Origin of the sequence: Shinella daejeonensis, from assembly GCF_024281235.1 — a bacterium.
In the GTDB taxonomy this organism is placed as follows: domain Bacteria; phylum Pseudomonadota; class Alphaproteobacteria; order Rhizobiales; family Rhizobiaceae; genus Shinella; species Shinella daejeonensis.
Map to the genome: position 1 here is coordinate 1,019,524 of NZ_JAHWXY010000001.1, position 25,214 is coordinate 1,044,737.

The following is a 25,214-nucleotide window of genomic DNA, read 5'->3' on the forward strand; positions in this document are numbered from 1 at the left end:
TCTTGCATTCGGGATGCCTTCACGGCATGTTTTTTGCCAATTGACTGGCGGCGCCGCGGTGTCGCGACCTGGAGATTTGATATGAAGCCGATCACCGTCCTGAGCCTGCTTGCCGCCGCCGCCGCACTTGCCTCCTGCCAGATGGGAGGCGCACCACGGAGCATGCCGGTGGTCCAGCAGCCCCAGCCGACCGGCGTGGAAGGGTCCTGGGCCGATCCGAACGGCATTATCTCGACCTTTTCCGGCGGCACCTTCACCACGCGCACGACCGATACCAATCAGCTTCTGGCCTCCGGCAATTACGTCAAGGTTAGCCCGACCCTGGTCGAGATCAACATGACCTCGCTCGTGCGCAACACCCAGTCCAAGGTCAATTGCGCCCTGGTCACCATCAACCAGCTCAATTGCACGACGGCGGAAAACGCCCAGTTCTCGCTTTCACGCCGGAGCTGAGATTCGCCCGGCAAGGACAATATGTCTCCCTTTTCCATGCCGGTCCGGGCTTTCCCGGACCGGCATTTCTTTTTAGAACCGAACAAAATGCGCGGCCCATGACCGCACAACCGGACGCCGGATCGCGCCCGCAGCCACAGGACCCGTACGCACCATGAACGACACCGCTTCCAGACCCACAGCCCACCCCCTCGTCCGACACGGCAAGGTCGGCGTGCTGCTCGTCAATCTCGGCACCCCCGACGGCACCGACTACACGTCGATGCGGCGTTACCTGAAGGAATTCCTCACCGACACCCGGGTGATCGAATGGCCGAAGATCGCCTGGTATCCGATCCTCTTCGGCATCGTTTTGAACACCCGTCCCGGCAAGGTCGGCAAGGCTTACGAATCGATCTGGAACAACGATCTGAACGAAAGCTTCCTGCGCACCTATACGCGCAACCAGTCGGAGAAGATGGCGGCCGCCCTTTCCGGCCATCCGCAGGTCGTCGTCGACTGGGCCATGCGCTACGGCCAGCCCTCCATCGCCTCGCGCCTCGCCCATCTCCAGAAGGAAGGCTGCGAACGCATCCTCGTCTTCCCGCTCTATCCGCAATATGCCGCCGCGACGACGGCGACCGTCAACGACAAGGCCTTCGAGACGCTGCTGAAGATGCGCTGGCAGCCGGCCCTGCGCACCGTGCCGCCCTATCACGACGATCCCGCCTATATCGAAGCGCTCGCCGTTTCGATCGAAAAGCATTTCGCCGGCCTCGACTGGGAGCCGGAACGGCTTTTGACCTCTTTCCATGGCATCCCGAAGAATTACTTCGAGAAGGGCGACCCCTATTATTGTCAGTGTCAGAAGACCGCGCGTCTGCTGCGCGAAAGGCTCGGCTGGCCCGAGGAACGCCTCGTCGTCACCTTCCAGTCCCGTTTCGGGCCGGAGGAATGGCTCCAGCCCTATACCGACAAGACCGTGGAGAAACTGGCGAAGGAGGGCCTGCGCCGCATCGCCGTCATCAATCCCGGCTTCGTATCCGACTGCCTGGAGACGCTCGAGGAAATCGCCGGCGAGGCGGGTGAGATCTTCCTCCATAACGGCGGCGAGAAATTCACCCATATTCCCTGTCTCAACGATTCCCCGGAAGGCATGGCGGTGCTGGAAACGGTCGTGCGCCGCGAGCTTGCCGGCTGGATCTGACGGCAACCGGCAAGGCTCCCGGCACAAAGAGACTGGCGCTTGCGCGCAGATGTCTTAAGAGTGGTGACACGCAGTTACGAGGAGAACACCCCATGCCGCTGGCCGGATTGGACATCGTCGTCATCGCCCTCGTGGTTCTCGTCATTCTGGTCCTCTTTTCGGGGATCAAGACGGTGCCGCAGGGCTACCAGTACACCGTCGAGCGCTTCGGGCGTTACACACGCACGCTGGAGCCGGGGCTCAATCTGATCCTTCCCTTCATCGATCGCATCGGCGCGAAGATGAACGTGATGGAGCAGGTGCTCGACATCCCGACGCAGGAAGTCATCACCCGCGACAACGCCAGCGTCTCGGCCGATGCCGTCGCCTTCTATCAGATCCTGAATTCCGCCCAGGCCGCCTATCAGGTGGCGCATCTGGAACACGCCATCATCAATCTCACCATGACCAACATCCGCTCGGTGATGGGCTCGATGGATCTCGACGATCTGCTGTCGAACCGCGACCGCATCAACGACCAGCTCCTGCGCGTGGTCGACGAGGCCGCCCATCCCTGGGGCGTCAAGATCACCCGCGTCGAGATCAAGGATATCGCACCGCCGAAGGATCTCATCGACGCCATGGCGCGGCAGATGAAGGCCGAGCGGGAGAAGCGCGCCGAAGTGCTGGAAGCCGAAGGCTCGCGCAACGCGCAGATCCTGCGCGCCGAAGGCGCAAAGCAATCCGCGATCCTGGAGGCCGAAGGCCAGCGGGAGGCCGCCTTCCGCGACGCCGAGGCGCGCGAACGGCTCGCGGAAGCCGAGGCGAAGGCCACCCACATGGTCTCCGAGGCCATCGCGGCGGGAAATATGCAGGCCATCAACTATTTCGTCGCGCAGAAATATACCGAGGCCATGGCCGCCATCGGCAAGGCTCCGAACACCAAGGTCGTTCTCATGCCGATGGAGGCCTCCTCGCTGATCGGCTCGCTCGGCGGCATCGGAGCGATCGCGCGGGAGGTCTTCGGCGGCGACGGCCCGCAAAACGCGCCGCCGGCGGGCGGGCGGCCCCGTTCGTCCACGCCCTCCACGTCCCCGACGCCGGCCTTCCGCAATCCCTTCGATACGCCGTCGCAGGGAGGATAGGCCATGGTTCAGCGTCTCGTCGCCGAACTCGGACCCTGGGCCTGGTGGGTCGCCGGCATCGTGCTGCTGATGCTCGAACTCTTGATGCCGGGCGTCTTTCTCGTCTGGATCGGCATTGCGGCGATCCTGACCGGCCTGCTGTCGCTGGCGCTCTGGGGCGAGGCCGTCTGGAGCTGGCAAGTGCAGTGGACCGTGTTCGCCGCGCTGTCGCTCGTGGCCGTCCTCATCGGCCGGCGCATCGTCAGCCGCCGCGGCCGCATCACCGACGAACCCCATCTCAACCAGCGCGGCCAGAGCCTTGTCGGCCGCACCGCGACCCTGGAGCAGCCGATCACCGAAGGGCGCGGCCGCATCCGACTGGACGATACGCTCTGGACCGTCCAGGGGCCTGACCTGCCGGTCGGCGCGCGCGTGCGCGTCACGGCCAGCAACGGCCGAGACCTGACGGTGGAAGCCGTCTGACCGGGCGTTGCCGCGGATTTTTCGGTCTCAGGCGACGCCGATACGCAGAAGGTCGTGGAAATGCACGATGCCGATGGGGCGAAAGCCCTCGTCGGTCACGATAAGCGCCGAAATATTGTGCTGGTTGAGCAGGCCGAGCGCGGCGGTCGCCAGCGTCGTCGGCTTCACCGTCTTGGGGTTTCGCGTCATCAGGTCGTCGACGGTGAGATCGGCGAGATTGCGCGAAAGATTGCGGGCGAGATCGCCGTCCGTGACGATACCGGCCAGCACGCCGGTGTCGTCCACCACGCCGACGCAGCCGTAGCGCTTCTGCGCCAGCATCATCACCGCTTCCGGCATGCCGGTTCCCAACGGCACGAGCGGCAGGAATTCGCCCTCATGCATGATGTCGCCGACATGCGTCAGGCTCGCGCCGAGCTTGCCGCCGGGATGGAAGGTCTTGAAGTCGGTGGCGGTGAAGCCCCGCGCCTCCAGGAGCGCCACCGCAAGCGAATCACCGATCGCCAGTTGCATGACCGTCGAGGTGGTGGGCGCCAGACCGTGCGGACAGGCTTCCTGTTCCTTCGGCAGAAGCAGGATGGTGTCGGCTTCACGCGCCAGCGTGGAGCGCGCGCCGGAGGTGATCGCGATCAGCGGAATGGAAAAGCGGCGGGAATAGGAGACGATGCCCTGCAATTCCGCAGTCTCGCCACTCCAGGACAGGGCCAGGATGACGTCGTCGCGGCCGATCATGCCGAGATCGCCATGATTGGCCTCCACCGGATGGACGAAAAAGGCCGGCGTGCCGGTCGAGGCGAGCGTGGCGGCGATCTTGGCGCCGACATGCCCCGATTTTCCGATGCCCGTGACCACGACACGGCCGCTGATGCGGCCGATCGCGGCGACCGCATCGCGGAATGCCTCATAGAGCGGCCCCCGAAGGGCCAGGGAAAGAGCGGCCAGACCGGCTTTTTCCGTTTCGACCGTGCGGATCGCCGAGGCGACCGCATTCTCGCTGTCGAGTGAATCCGATATCCTGATCATGGCGATTTCGTTAGCCTCTTTAAGCCGCCCTGTCCACGCAGGACGCCGTGCGAAATGCATATGCCGTCCGCCGCCCGTCTCACCCGCCGGCAACCAAGCATTAACCATACGGCTTTACATTCGCTTAGGACATTCGCGAGCGTTACAGGCTGCACCCATGGCGGAAGCTGGAAAAATCAACGGCGGCGCGGCATCGCCGCGTCTCAAGGGACCGCTGGCCGGGCTGTTGCTGGCCGGCATCGTCCTCGCCTGTCCGCCCGCCCATGGACAGGAACAGCAGAACGCCTTTTCTGCTCCCCTTGCAACCGGCACGGCCTCCTTCGCGGAGCCCGGTCCGGCGCTAGACGAGACGGACGACGGACAGGCCCCCCTCCCCGCCCCGCTTGATGGCGAAGACGCCCCGCCGGACGATCCCGCCCTCGTGGACGAGGACGCTTCCGCCCGGATCCTGCCGGACAGCCTGCGCGAGAACCTGCCGCAGACCCGCATCGACAGCGCGGTGCGCCGCGCGGCGGCCGACAGCGGCGAAGCGCCGGGCGTTCCCCTTGGCGCCTTCACCCTGCGGCCCTCCCTGTCCCAGGGCATCGGTACGGAGCGGACCAGCGACGGCGGCGGCTCGAGCAGCCGCACCTTTTCCCGCACCGGTTTCCGGGGTGTACTCACCTCCGACTGGTCGCGTCACCAACTCACCGTCGACGCCGATGGCGTCTACGAACGCAATCTCGGCGGCACCGGCGAGACCCAGCCGGAATTCCGCCTCGGCGCCGACCTTCGGCTCGATCTTTCGCACGATACGATCGCCAATATAACCGGCGGCTATCGCTTCAACCGCGAAAGCTCCACGGATCCGAACGCCGTCAGCGGCGCTTCGGCGCAATCGGGCGTACAGACGCTGACCGGCGGCGCCCGCGTCACCCGCGATTTCGGCCTTATTCGCGGCACCGCCGGTCTCGATCTGGAAAGGCAGATCTACGGTTCGGCCAAGCTCTCGGACGGCAGCCGCCTGTCGCTTGCCGACCGCAATCGCACGGAGGCGACCCTGACGGGCCGGATCGGCTATGAGCTTTCACCGGCGCTCATTCCCTATCTGGAAGCTTCGGCCGGCCGGTCCTTCTACGACCGCCGCGCCGATTCGCTCGGCTACGAACGCTCCGCCACGCTCCTCGGCGGCCGCGGCGGCGTGGAAATCGACCTTGGCGAGAAACTGCGCGGCGATCTCGGCATCGGCTACAAGCAGGCGCATTTTGAGGACCACCGGCTATCGGCCATCGAGACATTGGCGCTCGACGGCTCCCTCGCCTGGTCGCCGCAGCGCGGCACCGACCTGCGGCTCGGCTTCAGGACGGAAATCGAACCGTCGACGGCCGGCGGAGAAAGCGGCTATGTCGCCTATGAGACGAACGCCGAACTGACGCACCAGCTCAGGGACAATCTCGTCGCGACGCTCATGGGCGCCTATACCTTGCGGGACATGCCATCGGCGTCCGGTTCGGACCAGAACGTCTATCGGGTCGGCGCCGGCCTCGCCTGGGATCTCAATCGCTGGCTCGCCATGACCGGCGATGTCTCCTACGAGGTGACCACCCAGTCCGGTGCCGCGGATTCACGCATCACGCGCGCCGGCATCGGCCTCGTGCTGCGGCGCTGACCGCCGGCCTTTGCGGCCGGCGGCAGCCGGCTCCTTTACTTGAGGCCGGAAACGAGCGTTTTCAGCGGCCCCTCGACCGAAGGACGGATATCCTCGCGCGCCAGCGCAAAGGCGATATTGGCGAGGATGAAGCCGTCCTTCGCGCCGCAGTCATAGGTCTCGCCCCGGAAATGATAGGCGGCGAACGTCTGGCTTGCGGAAAGCTTGACCATCGCGTCGGTCAGCTGGATCTCGTTGCCCGCGCCGCGCTCCTGCGTGGCGAGGATGGGGAATATCTCCGGCTGGAGGATATAGCGGCCGTTGATGAAGAAGTTGGAAGGCGCGGTGCCGGGCGCCGGCTTCTCCACCATCTTCGTAATGGCGAAGCCCTCGCCGATCTTTTCGCCGACGCCCACGATGCCGTATTTATGCGCCTGGTCGGGCGCGCATTCCTCGACGGCGATCACATTGGCGCCGCTATGCTCGAACAGTTCGACCATACCCTTCAGGCAGCCCTTCTCGCCCTTCATGATCATGTCCGGCAGAAGCAGGGCGAAGGGTTCGTTGCCCACCAGCTCGCGCGCGCACCAGACCGCATGGCCAAGACCGAGCGGCTCCTGCTGGCGGGTGAAGCTGGTGCTGCCGGCCAGCGGCAGGATGCTTTCGAGCAGCGTCAGCTCGGCCGTCTTGTTGCGGGCGCGCAGGGTCTGCTCCAGTTCGACCTGGATATCGAAATAATCCTCGATCACCGCCTTGCTGCGGCCGGTGACGAAGATTAGATGCTCGATACCTGCCTCGAGCGCCTCGTCGACCACATATTGGATGACCGGCTTGTCGACGACGGTCAGCATTTCCTTCGGGACCGCCTTGGTCGCCGGAAGGAAGCGGGTTCCAAGCCCCGCCACGGGAAAGACAGCCTTACGAACCTTGCGGATCTGCGACATGATCACCTCTTTTTGAACAGTACCGCCCTCATGGCTATGGCGCGTTTGCGCCCAAATAGGGCCAGATTGCTATTTTTTTACGAAGGAAGACGCGACGGGGGTTTGATGGTAAAGAATTTGTTGACTTCGTTTTTATAAGTTTTGCGTTCAGCCGGTGGTTCCAGACCATCGACCCGAAATTTGAAAAAACGGACATGACAGCCGATGACACAGAATCTGAACACCATTCTGCGCCGATCTGCGCTCACTCTCCTTCTCTCGGCGGGCCTGCTGGGGTCAGCAACGGCCGCTCGCGCGGATTCGGGCTTCCAGAAGTGGATAGCCAACTTCTATGCAACCGCAGCGGAAAACGGAATCTCCAAGGCCACCTACCAGAAGGCGTTTTCGGGCGTCAAGACACCCGATCCGCTTGTGCTGGAAAAAGCGGCCTACCAGCCGGAATTCAAGCACAAGATCTGGGATTACCTCGATTCCCGCGTCAACCCCTACACCGTCCGCACCGGCCAGGAGATGGCGAAGAAGCATGCCCGCACGCTGGCGGCGATCGAGAAGCATTTCGGCGTCGACCGTCACATCCTGCTGGCCATCTGGTCGATGGAATCCAATTACGGAGCGGTGCTGGCCAAGGATGACCGGCTGCACTATGTCCCGCGCGCGCTCGCCACGCTCGCCTATGCCGACAAGAAACGCTCCAACTATGCGCGCAAGCAACTCGTGGCGGCGTTGAAAATCCTCCAGCGCGGCGATATTTCCGCATCCGAAATGTCCGGCTCCTGGGCCGGCGCGATGGGTCATACCCAGTTCATCCCGACAAGCTATCTGCTTTACGCCATCGACGCCGACGGCAATGGCGACCGCGATATCTGGCGATCCATTCCCGATGCGCTGGCCACCGCAGCAAACCTGCTGTCCAAGAACGGCTGGCAGACCGGCAAGACCTGGGGCTATGAGATCGTCGTGCCGCGCGGCGGCGAGAAATATTCCGGCCAGACGAAGACCCTCGCCCAATGGGCCAAGCTCGGCTTTCAGCGGCCGAGCGGCGCCGGCTTCAAATACGGCAACGACCGCGCCGAACTGAAGCTGCCCGCAAACGGCGGCCCGGGCTTCCTGATGACCCGGAACTTCTTCGTCATCAAGCGCTACAACGCCTCGGATTCCTATGCGATGGGCGTCGGCATGCTGGCCGACCAGCTCGCCGGCTACGGCGGCGTGAAGCAGCGCTGGCCGCGCCCCAGCGGCACGCTGGATATTACCGAGAAGTTCGAGCTTCAGACGCGCCTGAAGGAGCTCGGCTATTACGACGGCGAGGTGGACGGCAATTTCGGTTCCGGCTCACGGGCCGCCATCGAAGCCTTCCAGAACCGCATCGGGGTCGCCGCCGACGGTCAGCCGAGCCAGGAACTGCTGCGCACGCTGCGCCGCTAGCGCATTTCCGGCCGAAGCGGGATCGCTTCGGCGTCGGAAAATGCGGAAAAACAGTAAACCAGAGCAATCCCGGCGAAGCGGATTTCACCGGAATTGCTCTGGCGCGCGGTTCCGCTCATCGTCCGGCGGCCGCCGGTCTCTTCCTGCAGGCTTCCCCTTGCCGGCGGCATTTGCCATCATACCGCCATCGAACCCAATAGACTGGCGAGGGAAGGAAGCTGAAACAGGAATGCCGGCCATGACGATCCGCATTATCCGCGCAATCCTTGCCGTCGCCATGGCAGCGGGCGTTTTTCTGCCGGCTTCGGCCGTCTCCGCGCAGGAGCAGCCGCGGCGCAAGACGATCCTGGAACTGTTCTTCGGCACACCCGACCGCGCGGTGGTCGCGCCCAACCCGACCTACCGCGAAAAACCGCGCCAGCCGGTGAAACGCCAGCCGAAACGGGTAGAGACCGCCGCTCCGCCCGAGCCGCAGAAGCCGGAAGCCGTCGAGAAGCTTCCCGACGCAAAGAAGATCCTGGTCGTCGGAGACTTCATCGGCGCAAGCCTCGGCGAGGGCCTTGTCGCCGCCTTCGAGATGACGCCCGGTATCGTTATCGAACGGCGGGCCAACGGTTCTTCCGGCGTGGTGCGCGACGACTTCTACGACTGGCCGGCCGCTTTGCCGGCCATCATCCAGGAAACCGATCCGGCCGTTATCGTCGTCAGTCTCGGGGCGAACGACCGGCAGCAGATGACCATTTCGGGCGGGAGGGAACGATTCCGCTCCGAGGCCTGGACGAAGGAATACGAGGCCCGCGTCGCCCGGATCGCCGAACTTGCGCGAAATGGCGGGCGGCCCCTGCTGTGGGTCGGCATGCCGGCTTTCCAATCCTCCGCCATGACGGCGGACATGACGACATTCAACACGATCTACCGCGCCGCGACGGAAAAGGCCGGCGGCGAGTTCATCGATATCTGGGACGGTTTTGTCGATGAGGACGGCAAATTCATCACCTCGGGATCCGACATCAACGGCCAGCAGGTGCGGCTGCGCGGCTCGGACGGCATCAATCTCACCGGCGCCGGCAAGCGCAAGCTCGCCTTCTATGTCGAAAAGGAGATCCGCCGCCTGCTCGGCGACGCGGCTCTCAGCGGCGCAGAACGGCAGGAGGACCTGAAGGACCTTCCCGTCGCAGCACCCGCCGACGACGCAGACATCACCCAGACGCCGCCCATCGCCCTTTCCGATCCGGCGCTCGATGGCGGCGGCGCGCTTCTCGGCGGCGCGATCGTCGCCAGGGGCAGCGGCAAGAGCCTGCGCGAGAGGCTGGTGGAAGAAGGCGAAACCGCCGACGCGCCGCTCGGGCGCGTCGATGATTTCCGCCTGCCGGCCTCCGCAACGCCGTAAGTCCGTATCCGCCGGCTTCCATCCGCCTCAGCGCGGCAGCGTGGTGACCCCCATCAGCGCCTCGTCTATCGCGCGGGCCGCCTGCCGGCCCTCGCGGATCGCCCAGACGACGAGCGACTGGCCACGCCGCACGTCGCCGGCCGCCCAGAGCCTTTCAACAGAGGTCTTGTAGTCATTCTCGTTCGCGACGACGTTGGACGAGCCGCGGCTGTCCGTCCTGACCGCAAGCCGCGTGTCGAGGTCCTTCAGAACACCATCGGTGAACGGCCCCCGAAACCCGATGGCGATGAAGGCGAGATCCGCCTTGACGATGAACTCCGTACCGGCGACGGGCTTGCGGCGCTCGTCCACCTGGCAACATTTCACGCCCGTCAGCACGCCGTCCTCGTCACCGACGAATTCGAGCGTGGCGACCCGGAACTCGCGCACCGCGCCCTCCGCCTGCGAGGAGGAGGTGCGCATCTTCGTCGCCCAGAAGGGCCAGACGGCGAGCTTGTCCTCCTTTTCCGGCGGCTGCGGACGGATGTCGAGCTGGGTGACCTTGACCGCCCCCTGCCGGAACGCGGTGCCGACGCAGTCCGACGCCGTATCGCCGCCGCCGACGACCAGCACATGCTTGCCGCCGGCGAAAATGGGGAGCGACGGCCAGCCCGTGCTCTCGATGTTCTCCCGGCCGGAGCGGCGGTTCTGCTGCACCAGATAGGGCATGGCGTCATGGACACCGGCAAGGTCGACACCGGGGATACCGGCGTCGCGCGGGGTTTCCGAGCCGCCGCAGTACAACACGGCGTCATACCCGGCGAGCATTTCATCCATCGGCCTGTCGACACCGACATTGACGCCGCAATGGAAGGTGACGCCCTCGCCGCGCATCTGCTCCACACGGCGGTCGATGAAATTCTTCTCCATCTTGAAGTCCGGAATGCCGTAGCGCAGCAGGCCGCCGGGCTTCGTTTCGCGCTCGAAGACATGAACCTCGTGGCCGGCGCGCGCGAGTTGCTGGCCCGCCGCCATGCCGGCGGGGCCGGAACCGATGATCGCCACCTTCCGGCCGGTCTTCACCGTCGCCGGCTGCGGCACGATGAAGCCCATCTCATAGGCCTTGTCGGCAATCGCCTGCTCGACGGTCTTGATGGCGACCGGCGCATCCTCGAGGTTCAGCGTACAGGCTTCCTCGCAGGGCGCCGGGCAGACGCGGCCCGTGAATTCCGGAAAGTTGTTGGTGGAATGGAGATTACGGATCGCCTCCTCCCAATGGCCGCCATAGACGAGATCGTTCCAGTCGGGGATCTGGTTATGAACCGGACACCCGGTCGGCCCATGGCAATAGGGGATGCCGCAATCCATGCAGCGCGCCGCCTGCTTCTGCACTTCGGCGTCCGACATGGGAATGGTGAATTCACGAAAATGGCGGATGCGGTCGGATGCCGGCTGGTACTTCATCACCTGCCGGTCGATCTCGAGAAATCCTGTAACCTTGCCCATCGTATTGTCCTGATATCAAGCGTGTCGCAACAAGCGCCGTCGCGGCGCGTGGAAGGCCCCGGCGAGGCCGTAAGGCCCGCGTTTCACGGGCGCCAGGGCTACTCGGCCGCCTCCGCCACCTTCATCCGCTCCATGTCTTCCAGCGCCCGGCGATATTCGACCGGCATCACCTTGCGGAACTTCGGACGATAATCGGCCCAATGGTCGAGGATTTCCCGTGCTCGCGGCGAGCCCGTATAGTGCAGGTGATGCGAGACGAGCTGGTAAAGCCGCTCCTCGTCATGGCGCGTCATGTCGCCGGACACATCCACCATGCCCTTGTGCATGAGGTCGCCGCCATGATGATGCAGCCGCTCCAGCATGTCGTCTTCTTCAGGCACCGGCTGCAATTCGACCATCGCCATGTTGCAGCGCCGGGCGAAGTCGCCCTCCTCGTCCAGCACATAGGCGACGCCGCCCGACATTCCGGCCGCGAAGTTGCGGCCCGTCTGGCCGAGGACGACGACGACGCCGCCCGTCATATATTCGCAGCCGTGGTCGCCCACGCCCTCGACGACGGCGATCGCACCGGAATTGCGCACCGCGAAGCGCTCGCCCGCCACCCCGTTGAAATAGCACTCGCCGGCGACCGCGCCGTAGAGGACGGTATTGCCGACGATGATCGATTCATGCGGCAGGGTCCGGCTTTCGGCCGGCGGCCGAACGACGATGCGGCCGCCGGAAAGGCCCTTGCCGACATAATCGTTGCCCGCGCCCGTCAGGTCGAGCCGGATGCCCCGCGCCAGGAAAGCCCCCAGCGACTGGCCGGCCGTTCCGGTCAGCATCACATGGATGGTATCGTCCTTCAGGCCCTTGAAGCCGTAGCGCCTAGCGACCGCGCCGGACAGCATCGCCCCCACCGAACGGTCGACATTGCGGACATCCGCCGCGATGCTGACGGGCTTTCGCTCGTCCAGCGCCGGCCGGGCCTCCGCCAGAAGCTTCCGGTCGAGGATATCGTCGATCGGATGGTCCTGCCGCTTCGTCCAATAGGTCTCTTCCTTCGGGGCGTCGACCTTGTGGAAGATACGGCTGAAATCCAGACCGTTCGCCTTCCAGTGCGAGAGCATCCTGTCCTTCTCCAGCAGTTCCGAAGCGCCGATGATCTCGTCCAGCGAGCGCACGCCGAGCGCGGCGAGGATTTCCCGAACCTCTTCCGCAACGAAGAAGAAGTAGTTGACCACATGTTCCGGCGCGCCCTTGAAGCGCTTGCGCAACACGGGATCCTGGGTCGCGACCCCCACCGGGCAGGTGTTGAGGTGACACTTGCGCATCATGACGCATCCCGCCGCGATCAGCGGCGCGGTGGCGAAGCCGAACTCGTCGGCCCCGAGCAGCGCGCCGACGACGACGTCGCGCCCGGTCTTCAGGCCACCGTCCACCTGCAACGCCACGCGCGAGCGAAGGCCGTTGAGAACCAGCGTCTGATGCGCCTCCGCCAGACCGATTTCCCACGGGCTGCCGGCGTGCTTGAGCGAGGTGAGCGGGGAGGCCCCCGTGCCGCCGTCAAAGCCGGCGATCGTGATATGGTCGGCGCGCGCCTTGGCGACGCCGGCCGCGACCGTGCCGACCCCCACTTCCGAGACGAGCTTGACCGAGATGTCCGCTTCGGGATTGACGTTCTTCAGGTCGTAGATGAGCTGCGCCAGATCCTCGATGGAATAGATATCGTGATGCGGCGGCGGCGAGATCAGGCCGACGCCCGGCGTCGAATGCCGGGTCTTGGCGACCGTCGCATCGACCTTGTGGCCGGGCAGCTGCCCGCCCTCGCCGGGCTTTGCGCCCTGCGCCACCTTGATCTGCAACATATCCGCATTGACGAGATATTCGGTCGTGACGCCGAAACGGCCGGACGCGACCTGCTTGATGGCGGACCGTTCCGGATTGGCCGATCCGTCGGCGAGCGGCAGATAGCGGTCCGCCTCCTCGCCGCCCTCGCCCGTATTCGATTTTCCGCCGATCCGGTTCATGGCGACGGCAAGCGTGGTATGGGCCTCGCGGCTGATCGAGCCGAAGGACATGGCCCCGGTCGAAAAGCGCCTGACGATCTCGGACGCCGGCTCCACCTCGTCAAGCGGCACGGGCTTGCGCCCATCGTCCCTGATGGAAAAAAGGCCGCGGATCGTGTTCATGCGCAGCGCCGAGCCGTTCACCATGGCGGCGAATTCCCGATAACGGTCGCCGGCGTTGCCGCGCACCGCATGTTGCAGCGCCGCAACCGCGTCCGGCGTCCAGGAATGCGCCTCTCCCCGCATGCGGAAGGCATATTCGCCGCCGATGTCGAGCGTGCTGGCAAGCAGCGGGTCGCGCCCGAAGGCGGCCTGATGGCGGCCAAAGGTCTCGATGGCGATCTCGTCCAGGCCGACGCCCCCGATGGTCGTGGCGGTGCCGAAGAAATACTTGTCCACCAGTTCGGAGGAGAGGCCGACGGCGTCGAAGATCTGTGCGCCGCAATAGGACTGATAGGTGGAAATTCCCATCTTGGACATGACCTTGAGGATGCCCTTGCCGATCGCCTTGATGTAGCGGCTGACGACTTCCTCCGCGTCGACCTCCTTCGGAAATTCACCGCGCTTGTGCATGTCGGTGAGCGTGTCGAAGGCAAGATAGGGATTGACCGCCTCCGCGCCGTAACCGGCGAGCAGGCAGAAATGATGCACTTCGCGCGGCTCTCCGGTTTCGACCACGAGGCCGACCGAGGTCCTCAGCCCCTTGCGGATCAGGTGATGATGCACGGCAGCGGTGGCAAGCAGCGCGGGAAGCGCCACGCGGTCCGGCCCGATCTGCCGGTCGGAGAGCACGATGATGTTGTAGCCGCTCGTGACGGCCTGTTCGGCGCGCGCGCAAAGCCGGTCGAGGATTTCCGGCAGGCCCTCGGCGCCGCGCGTCACGTCATAGGTGAAATCCAGCGTCTTGGTGTCGAACAGATCCTCGACATGGCCGATGGAGCGGATCTTCTCCAGATCGCCGTTGGTGAGGATCGGCTGGCGCACCTCCATGCGCTTGGCCTTCGCCGCGCCGCCGTGGTCCAGGATATTGGGACGCGGCCCGATGATGGAGACCAGGCTCATGACCAGTTCCTCGCGGATCGGATCGATGGGCGGATTGGTCACCTGCGCGAAGTTCTGCTTGAAATAGGTATAGAGCAGCTTGGCCTTGTCGGACATCGCCGAGATCGGCGTATCCGTGCCCATGGAGCCGATGGCCTCCTGGCCCGTCGTCGCCATGGGCGACAGGATGAGCCTTGTGTCCTCCTGCGTATAGCCGAAGGCCTGCTGGCGGTCGCGCAGCGAGACGTCGCGGCGCAGCGCCCGCGGCTCCACCGGCTTCAGATCCTCCAGGATGATCTGCGTGCGGCTAAGCCATTCCCGATAGGGATGACGCGAGGCGAGCTGCGACTTCACGTCGTCGTCCGAGACGATACGGCCTTCCTCCATGTCGATCAGCAGCATCTTGCCGGGCTGGAGCCGCCACTTGCGCACGATGCTCTCCTCCGGCACCGGCAGCGTTCCCGCCTCCGAGGCGAGAATGACGCGATCGTCGTCGGTGACGAGATAGCGCGCCGGACGCAGGCCGTTGCGGTCGAGCGTCGCGCCGATCTGCCGGCCATCGGTGAAGGCGACCGCCGCCGGCCCGTCCCACGGCTCCATGAGGGCCGCGTGATATTCGTAGAACGCCTTGCGCTCCGGGCTCATCAGCTGGTTGCCGGCCCAGGCTTCCGGGATCAGCATCATCACGGCATGGGCAAGCGAATAGCCGCCGCGCACGAGGAATTCGAGCGCATTGTCGAAACAGGCGGTATCGGACTGGCCTTCGTAGGAAATCGGCCAGAGCTTGGAGATATCCGCGCCGAAAAGCGACGAGGAGACGGACGCCTGCCGCGCGGCCATCCAGTTGACGTTGCCGCGCAGCGTGTTGATCTCGCCGTTATGCGCCACCATGCGATAGGGATGGGCAAGCTTCCACGACGGAAACGTATTGGTGGAAAACCGCTGATGAACGAGCGCCACGGCCGATTCGAAGCGCGGATCGAGCAGGTCCTTGTAGTAGGCCCCTACCTGCCGGGCGAGGAACATGCCCTTGTAGACGATGGTCCTGGAGGACAGGGAGACCGGGTAGAAGTCGCTTTCCGCTCCGGCATATTCGTCATAGATGCGATTCGAGATCACCTTGCGGAGCGTGAAGAGCCTGCGCTCGAAAGCGTCGTTCGTCGCGGCATCATGGCCTGCGCCGATGAAAACCTGCACATGGCGCGGCTCCGTCGCGACAATGTCGGGGGCCTGCGAAAGGGAGGAGTTGTCGACCGGCACGTCGCGAAAGCCGAGGAGCGTCTGGCCCTCTTCGGCGACAACGTCGGCGATCGTCTTTTTGAAATGGCCTATCCGCTTCTCGTCCTGCGGCATGAAGATATGGCCGACGGCGTATTCGCCGGATTTCGGCAGGGTGACGCCCTGGCTTGCCATCTCCTCGCGGAAGAAGCGATCGGGGATCTGGACGAGAATGCCCGCGCCATCGCCCATCAGGGGATCGGCGCCCACCGCGCCGCGATGCGTCAGGTTCTCCAGCATGAAAAGACCGTCCTTGACGATCTGGTGTGATTTTCTGCCCTTGAGATGCGCCACGAACCCGACGCCGCAGGCGTCCCGCTCGTTTCGCGGATCGTAAAGTCCCTGTTTTTCCGGCAGGACCCGAAAGGCGCGCGCTTGAGGACGCGGCGCCCGGGCCTGCCCCAAATCATGTGCTTGAGTCTTCTCCACCATCGTCTTCCTCCTGGCGCCCACGATGCGGCCGGATCGCCCGTGCAATCCGCCGTCGCTGGCATGGTTGTCATATGGACCTGAACGATCGTGATCGAAGCGACGACCGGCCGGGCGGTTTCGTCGGGGACCGTGGCGAGCCGCCCTGTCTTTTGCCGGGGATACCCCGTGCGGCGCCATTATCGGCCTGCCCCGCCCGATGCGGAGCCGCCTGTTCGGTCACTGACCGGAATAGGACAGCATTACTGTCCTATTTCATGCGTTCTATGCCAGAAAGCGTTTTTGACCGCAAGGCCATCATGCCAAATTGTCCCATCGGCATGAAGAAAAATTGCCCCTTCCGCCGGAAGGAAGAAATAAAATTACATGATCACGACGAATTATTTCGTATCCTTGCAAAGCCGGCAGAAACCCGCGCCGTTATCGTCTCTCCGATTGATCGACGGTCGCGCTCGGTTAAGGTCTCGCAAAACAACCCCACAAAGGGAAAAAGCATGTTCTTCGCATCCGACAACTGGGCCGGCGCCCATCCCGATATCGCTCGCAGCCTCGTGGAGGCGGCCGACGGCTTCGCCCCGGCCTATGGCGCAAGCGACCTCGACCGGCGTGTCGAAAAAGCCTTCTGCGAGATCTTTGAACGCGATGTCGCCGTTTTCTTCGTCGGAAACGGGACGGCGGCGAATTCGCTTGCGCTTTCGAGCGTCAACCGCCCGGGCGGGCAGATTTTCTGTCATCGCGAGGCGCATGTGAACGTCGACGAATGCAATGCGCCGGAATTCTTCGCCACCGGCGCAAAGCTTTGCCCGGTCGACGGCCCCCACGGCAAGATGCCGGCTGCGGCGCTGGCTTCCGCGATCAGCCGCTTCCCACCCGATTTCATCCACGGCGGCCAGCCGATGGCGGTGACCATCACGCAGGCGACGGAAGCGGGAACCGTCTATTCGCTGGACGAGATTACGGCGCTATCGGAGGTGACCCGCAGCGCCGGCCTGCCGCTGCACATGGACGGCGCGCGCTTCGCCAACGCGCTCGTCCGCCTCGGCGCGACGCCGGCGGAGATGACCTGGAAGCGCGGGGTCGACATCCTGTCCTTCGGCGGCACGAAAAACGGCTGCTGGTGCGCCGAGGCGCTGGTGCTGTTTGACCCCTCGCAGGCCCGGCAGATGCGCTTCCTGCACAAGCGCAGCACCCAGCTGTTTTCCAAGTCACGCTTCATCGCCGCCCAGTTCGAGGCCTATCTGCGCGACGGCCTGTGGCTCGATCTTGCAGGACATGCCAATGCCATGGCCGCCCGGCTGGCCGGCGGAATTACCGCTTCCGCCGGCGCGCGGCTCGCCTGGGAGCCGGACACGAACGAGATTTTCGCCATCCTCCGCAACGACCGCATGGCCGCGCTCCAGCGCGAGGGCGCGACCTTCTACGACTGGCCGGCCAGCCCGGACCTGAAAGCCGGCATGGACGCCGACGAAACGCTGATCCGGCTGGTGACGAGCTTCGCCACCTCCGACGCCGAGGTCGGCGCCTTCCTCTCCGCACTTTGACACGAAAAGGGGCGACGCCCTGCGGCGCCGCCCCTCGTCAAGCCTTGAAGAATGGCAATCTGCCTGATTAGCCGTTCTGGGCCTCGATCTGCTTCGCCTCACGCTGGACGGCGGCAATTTCGATGCGGCGCGGCTTCATCGCTTCCGGGATTTCCCGCAGAAGATCGATGTGAAGCAGGCCGTTCTTGAGCGAGGCGGCGCGAACTTCCACATGATCGGCAAGCTGGAAGCGGCGCTCGAAGGCCCGCTTGGCGATGCCGCGATAGAGATATTGCGCATCCTCGCCGGCCTCGTCCTTCTTCTCGCCCTTGATGGTCAGCGCATGTTCGCGGGCTTCGATGGAAAGCTCGCTCTCGTCGAAACCGGCCACCGCCATGGTGATGCGATAGGTGTTTTCGCCGGTGCGCTCGATATTATAGGGCGGATAGCTCTGCGCCTGATCGGGCTGGCCGAGGCTGTCGAGCATGGTGAAGAGACGGTCGAAACCGACGGTGGAACGATAAAGGGGGGAGAAATCGACGTGACGCATGGTGTCCTCCTGTGAGCAACGTTTGCGATCTTCATGGGGTGCGGCATCCGATTTCAGAAAGATGCAGACCCGGTTCGATGGGCTCCGCCCCGCTATGGCGGCGAAAGCCCCGACGGACCCTTCCGGCGCCCGTGGCATTGAGATGGGAATGTGAACCACGGCATTCAAGGGTTATCGGCAAGGGTTACCGGCAAGGAGCCTGGCCGAGGGTCACAGGCGCAGGCGGCGCATCCCCATCGAGATGAACGGCAGATGAACGATCGCTTCGGCCAGCGTTCAGTTTCGCCCTGCTAGAACGGCATCATCGAAAGCGCGAGCCTTCGACGACCGGGGGTGTAAACGTCCCTTCCTCTCCGGTCGAATTACAGCCGGACGCATGATGGCCATCCCCGTGCCGCATGCATCCGGCTTTTTTCTTTGACGGCGCGGAAACGAGCGCCTATCCCTCGACAGCCTGCCGCGATCCTGCGGGTTCGCGGCCCGCGCCAAAGGTCTTCGTTGGTATGCGTTGTTACCGTGCCATCGCAAAACCGGTGCACATTCCTGCGTGACATGCGCTAGCATTGCGGAATGTGTGGGGCCGATGCCGCCGCTCCGGCCCCTCATCGATCCACCGCCGTCCCGGTTATGGACGCATTTTGTCAGGATTCGCCCGCCCCATGGAGCCCATCCTCTATCCCACCGCCGGAAACCCGCTTCCCGACGGTGCCACCGCCGGCTTCATGACCGCCCATGACGGCGTGAAGATCCGCTACGCCCTGTTTCGCAGCCCGCAGCCCGAAGCGAAGGGAACCGTCGTCCTCCTTCAGGGCCGCAACGAATCGATCGAGAAATATTTCGAGACGATCGGTGATCTCACCGCCCGCGGCCTCTGGGTCGCCACTTTCGACTGGCGCGGACAGGGCGGTTCGCAACGGCTTCTTTCCGAAGGCCGCTCCGGCCATGTCGGCCGCTTTACCGACTACGAGGCCGATCTTTCGCTGTTTCTCGAACAGGTGGTGCTGCCGGACGCTCGCCTGCCGTTCTTCATCGTCGCCCATTCGACCGGTGCGCTCATCGCCCTGTCGCAAGCGCCGCAGCTGGAAAACCGTATCGAGCGCATGGTGCTTGCCGCCCCCTTCGTGGCGCTCGCCGGCCAGTCGATGAGCCAGCGCAAGATCGCGCTCGCCGCCAGGCTCGCCCGCCTTGCCGGCCTTGGCAAACGCACCTTTCGTCGCGACGAGCCGCTGGTGGACTTTCCCCGCAATGTGGTGACATCGGACGCCCGCCGCTACGCCCGCAACGTCGGCATCCTGCTGGCCCATGCCGAACTCGGCATCGGCTGGCCGACCGCACGCTGGCTGGACGAGACGCTGCGGGCCATGGCCCGGGTGACGCGGCAGGACCACCTGACGCGCATCCGCATCCCGACGCTGCTGCTCTGCCCCACCGCCGACCCGATCGTGCCGCGCGAGGCCATCGGCGGGCTGGCGCGCATCTTCCGCGCCGGCCGGCTGGTGGAAATCGACGGCGCCCGGCACGAGCTGTTCCAGGAGGCCGATCGCTACCGGTCGCAGGCCATGGCCGCCGTCGAGGCGTTCATTCCCGGCAGCGACGCCGTCGAGGCCTCGCTCGGCGCCTGAGCGATCCCGCCGGGACAGAGGGCCTGAGGGCAGGCCGGCGTCAGCCTTTCAGCAGCGCCAGCGCCTGCTCATAGACCGCGCGGCTGCCGGCCGCGACGATATCGCCGCCCATTTCCGCTGGACCGCCGTCCCAGGTGGTGATGATGCCTCCCGCCTGCTCGATAACCGCGATGAGCCCGCCGACGTCATAGGGATTGAGCCCCGATTCGACGACCAGATCGACGTGTCCGGCAGCCAGCAGTGCATAGGCGTAGCAATCGCAGCCGTAGCGCGACATGCGAACCCTGTCCTGAACCGCTTCGAATCGCATTTTCGCATCGCCCTCGAAGAGATGCGGCGACGTGGTGAACAGGATCGCATCGGCGATATCCGCGCAGGCGCGCGTCGACAGCACGCGGGAGCCCTCCGGGCCCTGATAGGCGGAGGTCGCGCCATCGGCGAAATAACGCTCGCCGGTGAAAGGCTGGTCGACGAGCCCCATGACGGCCTTGCCGTTGCGGTAGAGACCGATCAGCGTGCCCCATAGCGGCACCCCGGAAATGAACGCCCGCGTGCCGTCGATCGGATCGATGACCCAGACGTATTCACGATCGAGACCGACCGAACCGTGCTCCTCGCCAAGAATGCCGTGCTCGGGAAACCGCGCCTCGATCAGACGCCGGATCGCCGTTTCCGCCGCACGGTCGCCCTCCGTGACCGGGTCGAAACCGCCCTGCTGCTTGTTGACGACATCGGCGCCGACGCGGAAGCGCGGCAGCGTTTCCTTCCCGGCGGCATCCGCGAGAAGGTCGAAAAAGGCGCGATCGGGAAGCATGCGAACTCTCTTCGAAGAAGAATGAAGGGGAAAGGATTCAGGAAGACGCCTGCATAAGGCATCCGGGACGAAAACGAAACCGCGCAGCGCGGCCCAAGCCTATTCCGCCGCGAGCGAACGGTCGGCGGCATATTCCTCCACGCAATCGGAAAAATCCTTCAGGAACGCGGAAATCGCCGCCTGGAGCACCGGGAAATCCGGTTTCCGGACCAGCGTCGTCTCGTCCACATAGAGACTGCGGTTGACCTCGATCTGAAGGGCGTGCAGCCCCTTGGCCGGCCGGCCGTAATGTTCGGTGATGAAGCCGCCGGCATAGGGTTTGTTGCGCACGACGCAAAAACCCATGTCCTCCAGAAGCCGCATGGCCGTCAGCGACAGCTCCGCCGAGGCACTGGTGCCGTAGCGATCGCCGATGATGAAATCGGGCCGCAAGCCGCTTCCCGACACACGGATGTTGCCGGGCATGGAATGGCAATCGATCAGCACCGCCAGGCCGAAGGCGACATGGGTGCGCACGAGCAGCTGGCGCAGGCAGGCATGATAGGGCTTGTAGACCGTTTCGATCCGCTCCAGCGCCTCTTCCACCGGAAGACGATGGCGATAGATCTCCATATTCTCGGCGACCACCCGCGGCACCGTGCCGAGCCCGCCGGCCACGCGCATCGAACCGATATTGGCATAGGACGGCAAGGATCCATCGAACATGCGCGGATCGAGTTCATAGGGCTCGCGGTTGACGTCCAGCCAGGCGCGCGGGAAATGGGCGACCAGCATCGGTGCGCCGAGCGCCGGGGCAACCGAAAAGAGTTCGTCGACGTAATGATCTTCGGAACGACGGATGGCCAGCCCGTCGAGCCTGGACCGCTCCAGGAAGGCGCCCGGGTAGCGCCGGCCGCTATGGGGCGAATTGAACACGAGGGGCACGCTCTGCCCGGCAGGCTCCAGGACTTCGAAGTCTCTGTTTTCGCTGGGGCCTTCCGTCATCTGCATCCTTCGGCGTCGCTTCTGCCCGTTTCCCGCGCATGTTGCCAGCGCCCTGCGGCCGTGTCCATACTGGCCGGCGTGCGGCGGGCTGTTGTCCCGCCACATTCACGCTATATTTACGCGAATACGCTTTCGTAGCGGAACAGCCCGCGAAGGCGACAATCATAACAACGGTTCCCGGATTCCATGACACCCAAGATTCTCCTCGCAGAAGACGACAACGACATGCGCCGCTTTCTGGTGAAAGCGCTGGAAAGGGCGGGCTACGACGTTCTGTCCTACGACAATGGCGCCAGCGCCTACGACAGGCTGCGCGAAGAACCCTTCTCGCTGCTGCTGACCGATATCGTCATGCCCGAGATGGACGGCATCGAACTTGCACGCCGCGCCACCGAACTCGACCCCGACCTGAAGGTCATGTTCATCACCGGCTTTGCCGCCGTCGCGCTCAATCCGGATTCCAAGGCGCCGAAGGATGCAAAGGTGCTGTCGAAGCCATTCCACCTGCGCGATCTTGTGGATGAAGTGAACAAGATGCTGGCCGCCTGAGGCGCGAAAAAGACCGCAAAATCAAAGGCGAAAAAAAGCTGACGATATCTATTGACGCTGCCGGAGGTTTTGTGGTCTATGCGCCTCATCGGATGGGCGTGTAGCTCAGCGGGAGAGCACTACGTTGACATCGTAGGGGTCACAGGTTCAATCCCTGTCACGCCCACCATCCGAACTCAAGAATATCAAATAGTTACGCGGCATCATTCCGACCGCCGACCACCTTCAAAACCGGCCTTGCACGTTTCTTGCACGCAAAAAGCGGCCGTTTCGTGTGCTTTTGCAGTTCCGCGATCACCTTTTCCGTCGCTTGCATGCAGTCCAGCAGGTAATCCGGGTCGAAGGCTTCGTAGGCGTTGGCCGTGCGCTTCTCGTCGTGACCGAGCCAAACGTCTCGCTGCTCCTTGTCAACGGGTGGCTTCTGTCGGCGAACCATCGTCGCCATGAAGTGCCGAATCGTTCCGGGCGTGAAGTTCGGCAGATCGCAATCCTTGGCGTGGCGCACGAATGTCCGCTTGATCGCGTTGATTGGCGCTCCATCCCACATCATCGGCGCGCCGCGATGCCGCTCTGGCGCATCGTCCAAGGCCGGTCCGCCATTATCGCCCATCCCCCTGCCCTGTTCCTTCCATAGATCGAGCCAGCCGGCGAGATTGTTCGTCAGCCGGATCTTCGGGCGGTACTTGATCGTTTGACGCCGGCCGGGCGGGTTGAGGTCGATCGTTCCGAACCTCCGGTTCACCGCCTCCTCGTTGTCGCGGAACTCCAGTACCGTGGACGGTCGCGCCCAGGTGTTGAGCGACAGGACGACGAAGCGGAAGAGGTTTTCCTTCCGAACGTCGATCGCGTCGATGAACTTACCGAACTCCTCATAGGTCGGCAGCCATTCGCGCGGGCGCGGAGGCGGAAGGTCCAGAAGCTCCGCGACGCGCTTGGCCTGCGTGACGACATCGGGGGCCATGTCGAGCAACTGGATCTCCTGATCGTTGCCAAGGCCATCCTTCACCACCACGAGGCGCTTGCCGAACCGGAACGCGGCCGACACCACCGACAGATTGCGAGCGATGGTGTTCGCCGAATGCTCGTGCTTGTCACGCGACCACGTCATAAACTCCCGCTGCCGGATCGGCCCGAACGCCGACACGGCCGCCGTGGGCAACATCTTTTCTTCAAGAAATTCCTTGATCAGAGTGATCGAACGAAACGCCTGATCGGCCGACGGCTTCTTGCTGACGTCGTGGTCGTAATAGTGATCAAGCGCGACCAGCAGCATCACGCGATCCGGCGAGCGCGACGTGTCCGACTTGGACGCGCCGGCCAGCGCAATCAGTCGCTCCTTCGCTTCGTCGAGTATTTTTGTGCCAAGCGATCGGCGACGCGTTGCGCGTCTTCCGTCGTCGTACCAGTAGGCATAGAGCGTTTCCGTGCCGTGGGCGCCGGCGATCCAGTACCCACCATATTCCCAGAGCCTTTTCGACATTGGCTTACTCCACGCGACTTGGAACCCAGATACTCGGCGAGGTCGCGAGGGTGATAGAGCACCACCCCCTTCTTCCCCTCCGTCCAGGCTATTTCCGCATTTTGTCGCGCCGCGCGCAACTCACGCGGGCTGAGAAGTAGCGGGTATCGTTTACAGGCATCGGCCTCGGTTATCAGTTGGTCGAAGGCGGCGAGCGGGTTCACGTCGTCACCCCCAGCGATTTCAGCTTGGTCAGCGCTTCCTGCGCCTGATGTTTCCACAGGTCTCGTTCGGCCGCGATCTGGCGCACCTGCCGCTCGGCAAATTCGGCACGCGCTTCCTCAGCGCGAAATTCTTCCCGTATCTTCTCGAGTTTCGCCTGTAGGTCGGCGATGTGTTGCTTGCGCGTTTGTTCCTTGCGCTGTTGGCGGATGGAGCCAGCCACCCGCTGGAGGCTCTTGAGGGTCTGGTTCATCTCCCAACTCCTTCCGTCGACGCGATCATCTGCATCGCATCGACAAGATCGTTGAAGTCATGGAATTCTTCCCGGACCGCGGCGATTTTCTGCTTTCGCAGCGCTTCATTCCGCGTGTTCATGCGCCGATACCTCCAAGGATCGTCTCGAAGGGCGGTTCGCGCTCATCGATGTCTTCGATATCGTCGTCCTCAAGGTCGAGGTCACCATCTGCAACATCCAGAAGGCAATCAGTCTCTCGATTTCGTCCTCGATAGCCTTGCGCGTCAGAGGTATGGGCCGGCCGCGCCAAGTGGGGAAGCCACTGGAGATCATCGGCCCGCCTCCCAGTTCGCAAAGGCTGTGGTGCCAGTTACATCGTCGGCAAGCAGAGGCCCGTCATCGATATGGACCTTTGCAACGCGGGCAGACTTGCGTTTCCCCGGATCGCCGACGGTGAGAACGAAATGGTGCTTGTGATCGATTTCGCTTCGCCACGAATGATCCGGGTGCATTTCGGCCATGACCTCGGCAAGAGCCTTCGCATGATAGCGGGCGCGTTCGTCTGGCGAGGCTTCGGCAAGGAAAGCGTCGATGCTTTGAATTTCCGGTTCGGCGGCAGAGACGCCGAACGCCGGGACAGATGTGGCGACGAGACCACCAAGAAACGTGCGGCGGGTCGTTTTCATTGTGCGACCTCCGATGCTTCCACAAGACGCTCACGGCGGATACGCGCATACTCGTGGTGCATGCTCGGGATTTCGCTGTCATCCAGAAGACGCTGCAATGTTTCCAGTGCGTCCCCCACGGTGCCGACGACATGTAGCATGTCATTTGCTTCGTCTTTGCTCATGCCGTGCCTGTTGCCGCACGCTCGCTCAATCGCGCCCTGAACGACGCGCAGGAAGGCCCGCGCCGCAAACAGGTCATCCGTTGGCATGATGCCGGCATAGGGGATCGGAAAGTTATCTTTGGTGTAGAGGGCTTCGTCGTTCGCAGAGGCTGCGGGCATAGCTCCGCCATCTGCCTGAATCGATGTGTTCGGCATTGTCGTATCCTCAGAAATGGAAAAGGTGAGGCGCGGCGCGTGGGGCGCCGTCAGCCGCTATTCTGCTGGCACGGTACGGAAACCCAAGTCACACCCGTCGTGACAATGTACCCACCGCCATCGGAAAGTTCAGTGCCGATGATAGCTGCTCGGGCAGATCGATCTCGTCGAACCGCAGCCGGGGTAGTGGTGGTGAAGGTCATTTAGTATCTCCCATCTGCCTTTCTCGTACTTTATGTACGCAAATTATCAACCGTTCGTCAAGTACGTTTTGTACGATCTTCATTTATTAACCGTTC

The 25,214-nt window shown here is 63.8% G+C and carries 21 protein-coding genes, 1 tRNA gene and 1 pseudogene; 11 read left to right on the forward strand and 12 right to left on the reverse strand.

Features of this window, described 5'->3' with window-relative positions:
• Positions 1-81 precede the first annotated feature (81 nt).
• From omp10 to KYK29_RS04855, 4 genes are all read left to right on the forward strand, one after another.
• A complete protein-coding gene (gene omp10 / locus KYK29_RS04840; RefSeq protein ID WP_254689701.1) occupies positions 82-453 on the forward strand; it encodes an outer membrane lipoprotein Omp10 in 372 nt (123 codons plus the stop codon).
• 154 nt (positions 454-607) lie between these two features.
• Positions 608-1,639 (forward strand): ferrochelatase, encoded by a 1,032-nt coding sequence (gene hemH, locus KYK29_RS04845; RefSeq protein WP_254689702.1) that lies wholly within the window; start codon positions 608-610, stop codon positions 1,637-1,639.
• Positions 1,640-1,731: 92 nt separating this feature from the next.
• Positions 1,732-2,763, forward strand: a complete 1,032-nt coding sequence (locus tag KYK29_RS04850; RefSeq protein ID WP_254689703.1) for an SPFH domain-containing protein — start codon at positions 1,732-1,734, stop codon at positions 2,761-2,763.
• Between the two features lie 3 nt (positions 2,764-2,766).
• Positions 2,767-3,225: an NfeD family protein gene (locus KYK29_RS04855; protein WP_254689704.1), complete on the forward strand. Its 459-nt coding sequence runs from the start codon at positions 2,767-2,769 to the stop codon at positions 3,223-3,225.
• 27 nt (positions 3,226-3,252) lie between these two features.
• Here KYK29_RS04855 and KYK29_RS04860 read toward each other — a convergent pair whose 3' ends face one another.
• Entirely contained in the window at positions 3,253-4,248 is a 996-nt protein-coding gene (locus KYK29_RS04860; RefSeq protein WP_254689705.1) for a KpsF/GutQ family sugar-phosphate isomerase, read from the reverse strand.
• Positions 4,249-4,405: 157 nt separating this feature from the next.
• Here KYK29_RS04860 and KYK29_RS04865 point away from each other — a divergent pair, with 157 nt between their 5' ends.
• Positions 4,406-5,896 (forward strand): outer membrane beta-barrel protein, encoded by a 1,491-nt coding sequence (locus KYK29_RS04865; protein WP_254689706.1) that lies wholly within the window; start codon positions 4,406-4,408, stop codon positions 5,894-5,896.
• Between the two features lie 35 nt (positions 5,897-5,931).
• Here KYK29_RS04865 and galU read toward each other — a convergent pair whose 3' ends face one another.
• Positions 5,932-6,819, reverse strand: a complete 888-nt coding sequence (gene galU / locus KYK29_RS04870) for a UTP--glucose-1-phosphate uridylyltransferase GalU (RefSeq protein WP_254689707.1) — start codon at positions 6,817-6,819, stop codon at positions 5,932-5,934.
• Between the two features lie 204 nt (positions 6,820-7,023).
• Between galU and KYK29_RS04875 the strand changes: the two genes are divergently transcribed.
• Together KYK29_RS04875 and KYK29_RS04880 are read left to right on the forward strand one after the other, a co-directional pair.
• Positions 7,024-8,244: a lytic murein transglycosylase gene (locus KYK29_RS04875; protein WP_254689708.1), complete on the forward strand. Its 1,221-nt coding sequence runs from the start codon at positions 7,024-7,026 to the stop codon at positions 8,242-8,244.
• A 238-nt stretch (positions 8,245-8,482) separates the two neighbouring features.
• Positions 8,483-9,634, forward strand: coding sequence for an SGNH/GDSL hydrolase family protein (locus KYK29_RS04880; RefSeq protein WP_254689709.1), 1,152 nt, complete (start codon positions 8,483-8,485; stop codon positions 9,632-9,634).
• 27 nt (positions 9,635-9,661) lie between these two features.
• On the opposite strand, the gene KYK29_RS04885 is transcribed toward KYK29_RS04880, so the two are convergent.
• Both KYK29_RS04885 and gltB read right to left on the reverse strand, forming a co-directional pair.
• The gene (locus KYK29_RS04885) at positions 9,662-11,119 is read right to left on the reverse strand and encodes a glutamate synthase subunit beta (protein ID WP_254689710.1); all 1,458 of its coding nucleotides are present in this window, start codon (positions 11,117-11,119) and stop codon (positions 9,662-9,664) included.
• A 98-nt stretch (positions 11,120-11,217) separates the two neighbouring features.
• Positions 11,218-15,843 (reverse strand): annotated as a pseudogene (gene gltB, locus KYK29_RS04890) (glutamate synthase large subunit); the annotation flags it as partial.
• Positions 15,844-16,409: 566 nt separating this feature from the next.
• Here gltB and KYK29_RS04895 point away from each other — a divergent pair.
• Positions 16,410-17,456: a threonine aldolase family protein gene (locus tag KYK29_RS04895; protein WP_254689712.1), complete on the forward strand. Its 1,047-nt coding sequence runs from the start codon at positions 16,410-16,412 to the stop codon at positions 17,454-17,456.
• 67 nt (positions 17,457-17,523) lie between these two features.
• On the opposite strand, the gene KYK29_RS04900 is transcribed toward KYK29_RS04895, so the two are convergent.
• Positions 17,524-17,985: an Hsp20 family protein gene (locus KYK29_RS04900; protein WP_254689713.1), complete on the reverse strand. Its 462-nt coding sequence runs from the start codon at positions 17,983-17,985 to the stop codon at positions 17,524-17,526.
• A 659-nt stretch (positions 17,986-18,644) separates the two neighbouring features.
• Here KYK29_RS04900 and KYK29_RS04905 point away from each other — a divergent pair.
• Complete coding sequence (locus KYK29_RS04905) at positions 18,645-19,607, forward strand: alpha/beta fold hydrolase (RefSeq protein ID WP_254689714.1); 963 nt, start codon at positions 18,645-18,647, stop codon at positions 19,605-19,607.
• Positions 19,608-19,647: 40 nt separating this feature from the next.
• Here KYK29_RS04905 and hisN read toward each other — a convergent pair whose 3' ends face one another.
• On the reverse strand, positions 19,648-20,421 hold the full coding sequence (gene hisN, locus KYK29_RS04910; protein ID WP_254689715.1) for a histidinol-phosphatase: 774 nt from the start codon (positions 20,419-20,421) through the stop codon (positions 19,648-19,650).
• Positions 20,422-20,520: 99 nt separating this feature from the next.
• Complete coding sequence (locus KYK29_RS04915; protein WP_254689716.1) at positions 20,521-21,405, reverse strand: N-formylglutamate amidohydrolase; 885 nt, start codon at positions 21,403-21,405, stop codon at positions 20,521-20,523.
• Between the two features lie 186 nt (positions 21,406-21,591).
• Between KYK29_RS04915 and cpdR1 the strand changes: the two genes are divergently transcribed.
• Both cpdR1 and KYK29_RS04925 read left to right on the forward strand, forming a co-directional pair.
• Positions 21,592-21,954, forward strand: a complete 363-nt coding sequence (gene cpdR1, locus KYK29_RS04920; RefSeq protein WP_254689717.1) for a response regulator CpdR1 — start codon at positions 21,592-21,594, stop codon at positions 21,952-21,954.
• A gap of 94 nt (positions 21,955-22,048) precedes the next feature.
• Positions 22,049-22,123 (forward strand) — tRNA-Val (locus tag KYK29_RS04925).
• Between the two features lie 24 nt (positions 22,124-22,147).
• Here KYK29_RS04925 and KYK29_RS04930 read toward each other — a convergent pair.
• The 5 genes from KYK29_RS04930 to KYK29_RS04945 all read right to left on the reverse strand — a co-directional run bounded on the left by KYK29_RS04930 (position 22,148) and on the right by KYK29_RS04945 (position 24,915).
• Positions 22,148-23,434 (reverse strand): site-specific integrase, encoded by a 1,287-nt coding sequence (locus KYK29_RS04930; protein ID WP_254689718.1) that lies wholly within the window; start codon positions 23,432-23,434, stop codon positions 22,148-22,150.
• A 199-nt stretch (positions 23,435-23,633) separates the two neighbouring features.
• On the reverse strand, positions 23,634-23,888 hold the full coding sequence (locus KYK29_RS04935; RefSeq protein WP_254689719.1) for a hypothetical protein: 255 nt from the start codon (positions 23,886-23,888) through the stop codon (positions 23,634-23,636).
• On the reverse strand, positions 23,885-24,010 hold the full coding sequence (locus tag KYK29_RS22450; protein WP_302795387.1) for a hypothetical protein: 126 nt from the start codon (positions 24,008-24,010) through the stop codon (positions 23,885-23,887). The genes KYK29_RS04935 and KYK29_RS22450 overlap by 4 nt, the downstream gene beginning before the upstream one ends.
• Positions 24,011-24,199: 189 nt before the next feature.
• The gene (locus tag KYK29_RS04940) at positions 24,200-24,556 is read right to left on the reverse strand and encodes a hypothetical protein (RefSeq protein WP_254689720.1); all 357 of its coding nucleotides are present in this window, start codon (positions 24,554-24,556) and stop codon (positions 24,200-24,202) included.
• Positions 24,553-24,915: a hypothetical protein gene (locus KYK29_RS04945; RefSeq protein ID WP_254689721.1), complete on the reverse strand. Its 363-nt coding sequence runs from the start codon at positions 24,913-24,915 to the stop codon at positions 24,553-24,555. The genes KYK29_RS04940 and KYK29_RS04945 overlap by 4 nt, the downstream gene beginning before the upstream one ends.
• Positions 24,916-25,214 lie beyond the last annotated feature (299 nt).

Bases quoted from the DNA above. Each gene is read 5' to 3' on its own strand.
- omp10 (WP_254689701.1), top strand. From the start codon at position 82: ATGAAGCCGATCACCGTCCTGAGCCTGCTTGCCGCCGCCGCCGCACTT.
- hemH (WP_254689702.1), top strand. From the start codon at position 608: ATGAACGACACCGCTTCCAGACCCACAGCCCACCCCCTCGTCCGACAC.
- KYK29_RS04850 (WP_254689703.1), top strand. From the start codon at position 1,732: ATGCCGCTGGCCGGATTGGACATCGTCGTCATCGCCCTCGTGGTTCTC.
- KYK29_RS04855 (WP_254689704.1), top strand. From the start codon at position 2,767: ATGGTTCAGCGTCTCGTCGCCGAACTCGGACCCTGGGCCTGGTGGGTC.
- KYK29_RS04860 (WP_254689705.1), bottom strand. From the start codon at position 4,248: ATGATCAGGATATCGGATTCACTCGACAGCGAGAATGCGGTCGCCTCG.
- KYK29_RS04865 (WP_254689706.1), top strand. From the start codon at position 4,406: ATGGCGGAAGCTGGAAAAATCAACGGCGGCGCGGCATCGCCGCGTCTC.
- galU (WP_254689707.1), bottom strand. From the start codon at position 6,819: ATGTCGCAGATCCGCAAGGTTCGTAAGGCTGTCTTTCCCGTGGCGGGG.
- KYK29_RS04875 (WP_254689708.1), top strand. From the start codon at position 7,024: ATGACACAGAATCTGAACACCATTCTGCGCCGATCTGCGCTCACTCTC.
- KYK29_RS04880 (WP_254689709.1), top strand. From the start codon at position 8,483: ATGACGATCCGCATTATCCGCGCAATCCTTGCCGTCGCCATGGCAGCG.
- KYK29_RS04885 (WP_254689710.1), bottom strand. From the start codon at position 11,119: ATGGGCAAGGTTACAGGATTTCTCGAGATCGACCGGCAGGTGATGAAG.
- KYK29_RS04895 (WP_254689712.1), top strand. From the start codon at position 16,410: ATGTTCTTCGCATCCGACAACTGGGCCGGCGCCCATCCCGATATCGCT.
- KYK29_RS04900 (WP_254689713.1), bottom strand. From the start codon at position 17,985: ATGCGTCACGTCGATTTCTCCCCCCTTTATCGTTCCACCGTCGGTTTC.
- KYK29_RS04905 (WP_254689714.1), top strand. From the start codon at position 18,645: ATGGAGCCCATCCTCTATCCCACCGCCGGAAACCCGCTTCCCGACGGT.
- hisN (WP_254689715.1), bottom strand. From the start codon at position 20,421: ATGCTTCCCGATCGCGCCTTTTTCGACCTTCTCGCGGATGCCGCCGGG.
- KYK29_RS04915 (WP_254689716.1), bottom strand. From the start codon at position 21,405: ATGACGGAAGGCCCCAGCGAAAACAGAGACTTCGAAGTCCTGGAGCCT.
- cpdR1 (WP_254689717.1), top strand. From the start codon at position 21,592: ATGACACCCAAGATTCTCCTCGCAGAAGACGACAACGACATGCGCCGC.
- KYK29_RS04930 (WP_254689718.1), bottom strand. From the start codon at position 23,434: ATGTCGAAAAGGCTCTGGGAATATGGTGGGTACTGGATCGCCGGCGCC.
- KYK29_RS04935 (WP_254689719.1), bottom strand. From the start codon at position 23,888: ATGAACCAGACCCTCAAGAGCCTCCAGCGGGTGGCTGGCTCCATCCGC.
- KYK29_RS22450 (WP_302795387.1), bottom strand. From the start codon at position 24,010: ATGAACACGCGGAATGAAGCGCTGCGAAAGCAGAAAATCGCCGCGGTC.
- KYK29_RS04940 (WP_254689720.1), bottom strand. From the start codon at position 24,556: ATGAAAACGACCCGCCGCACGTTTCTTGGTGGTCTCGTCGCCACATCT.
- KYK29_RS04945 (WP_254689721.1), bottom strand. From the start codon at position 24,915: ATGCCGAACACATCGATTCAGGCAGATGGCGGAGCTATGCCCGCAGCC.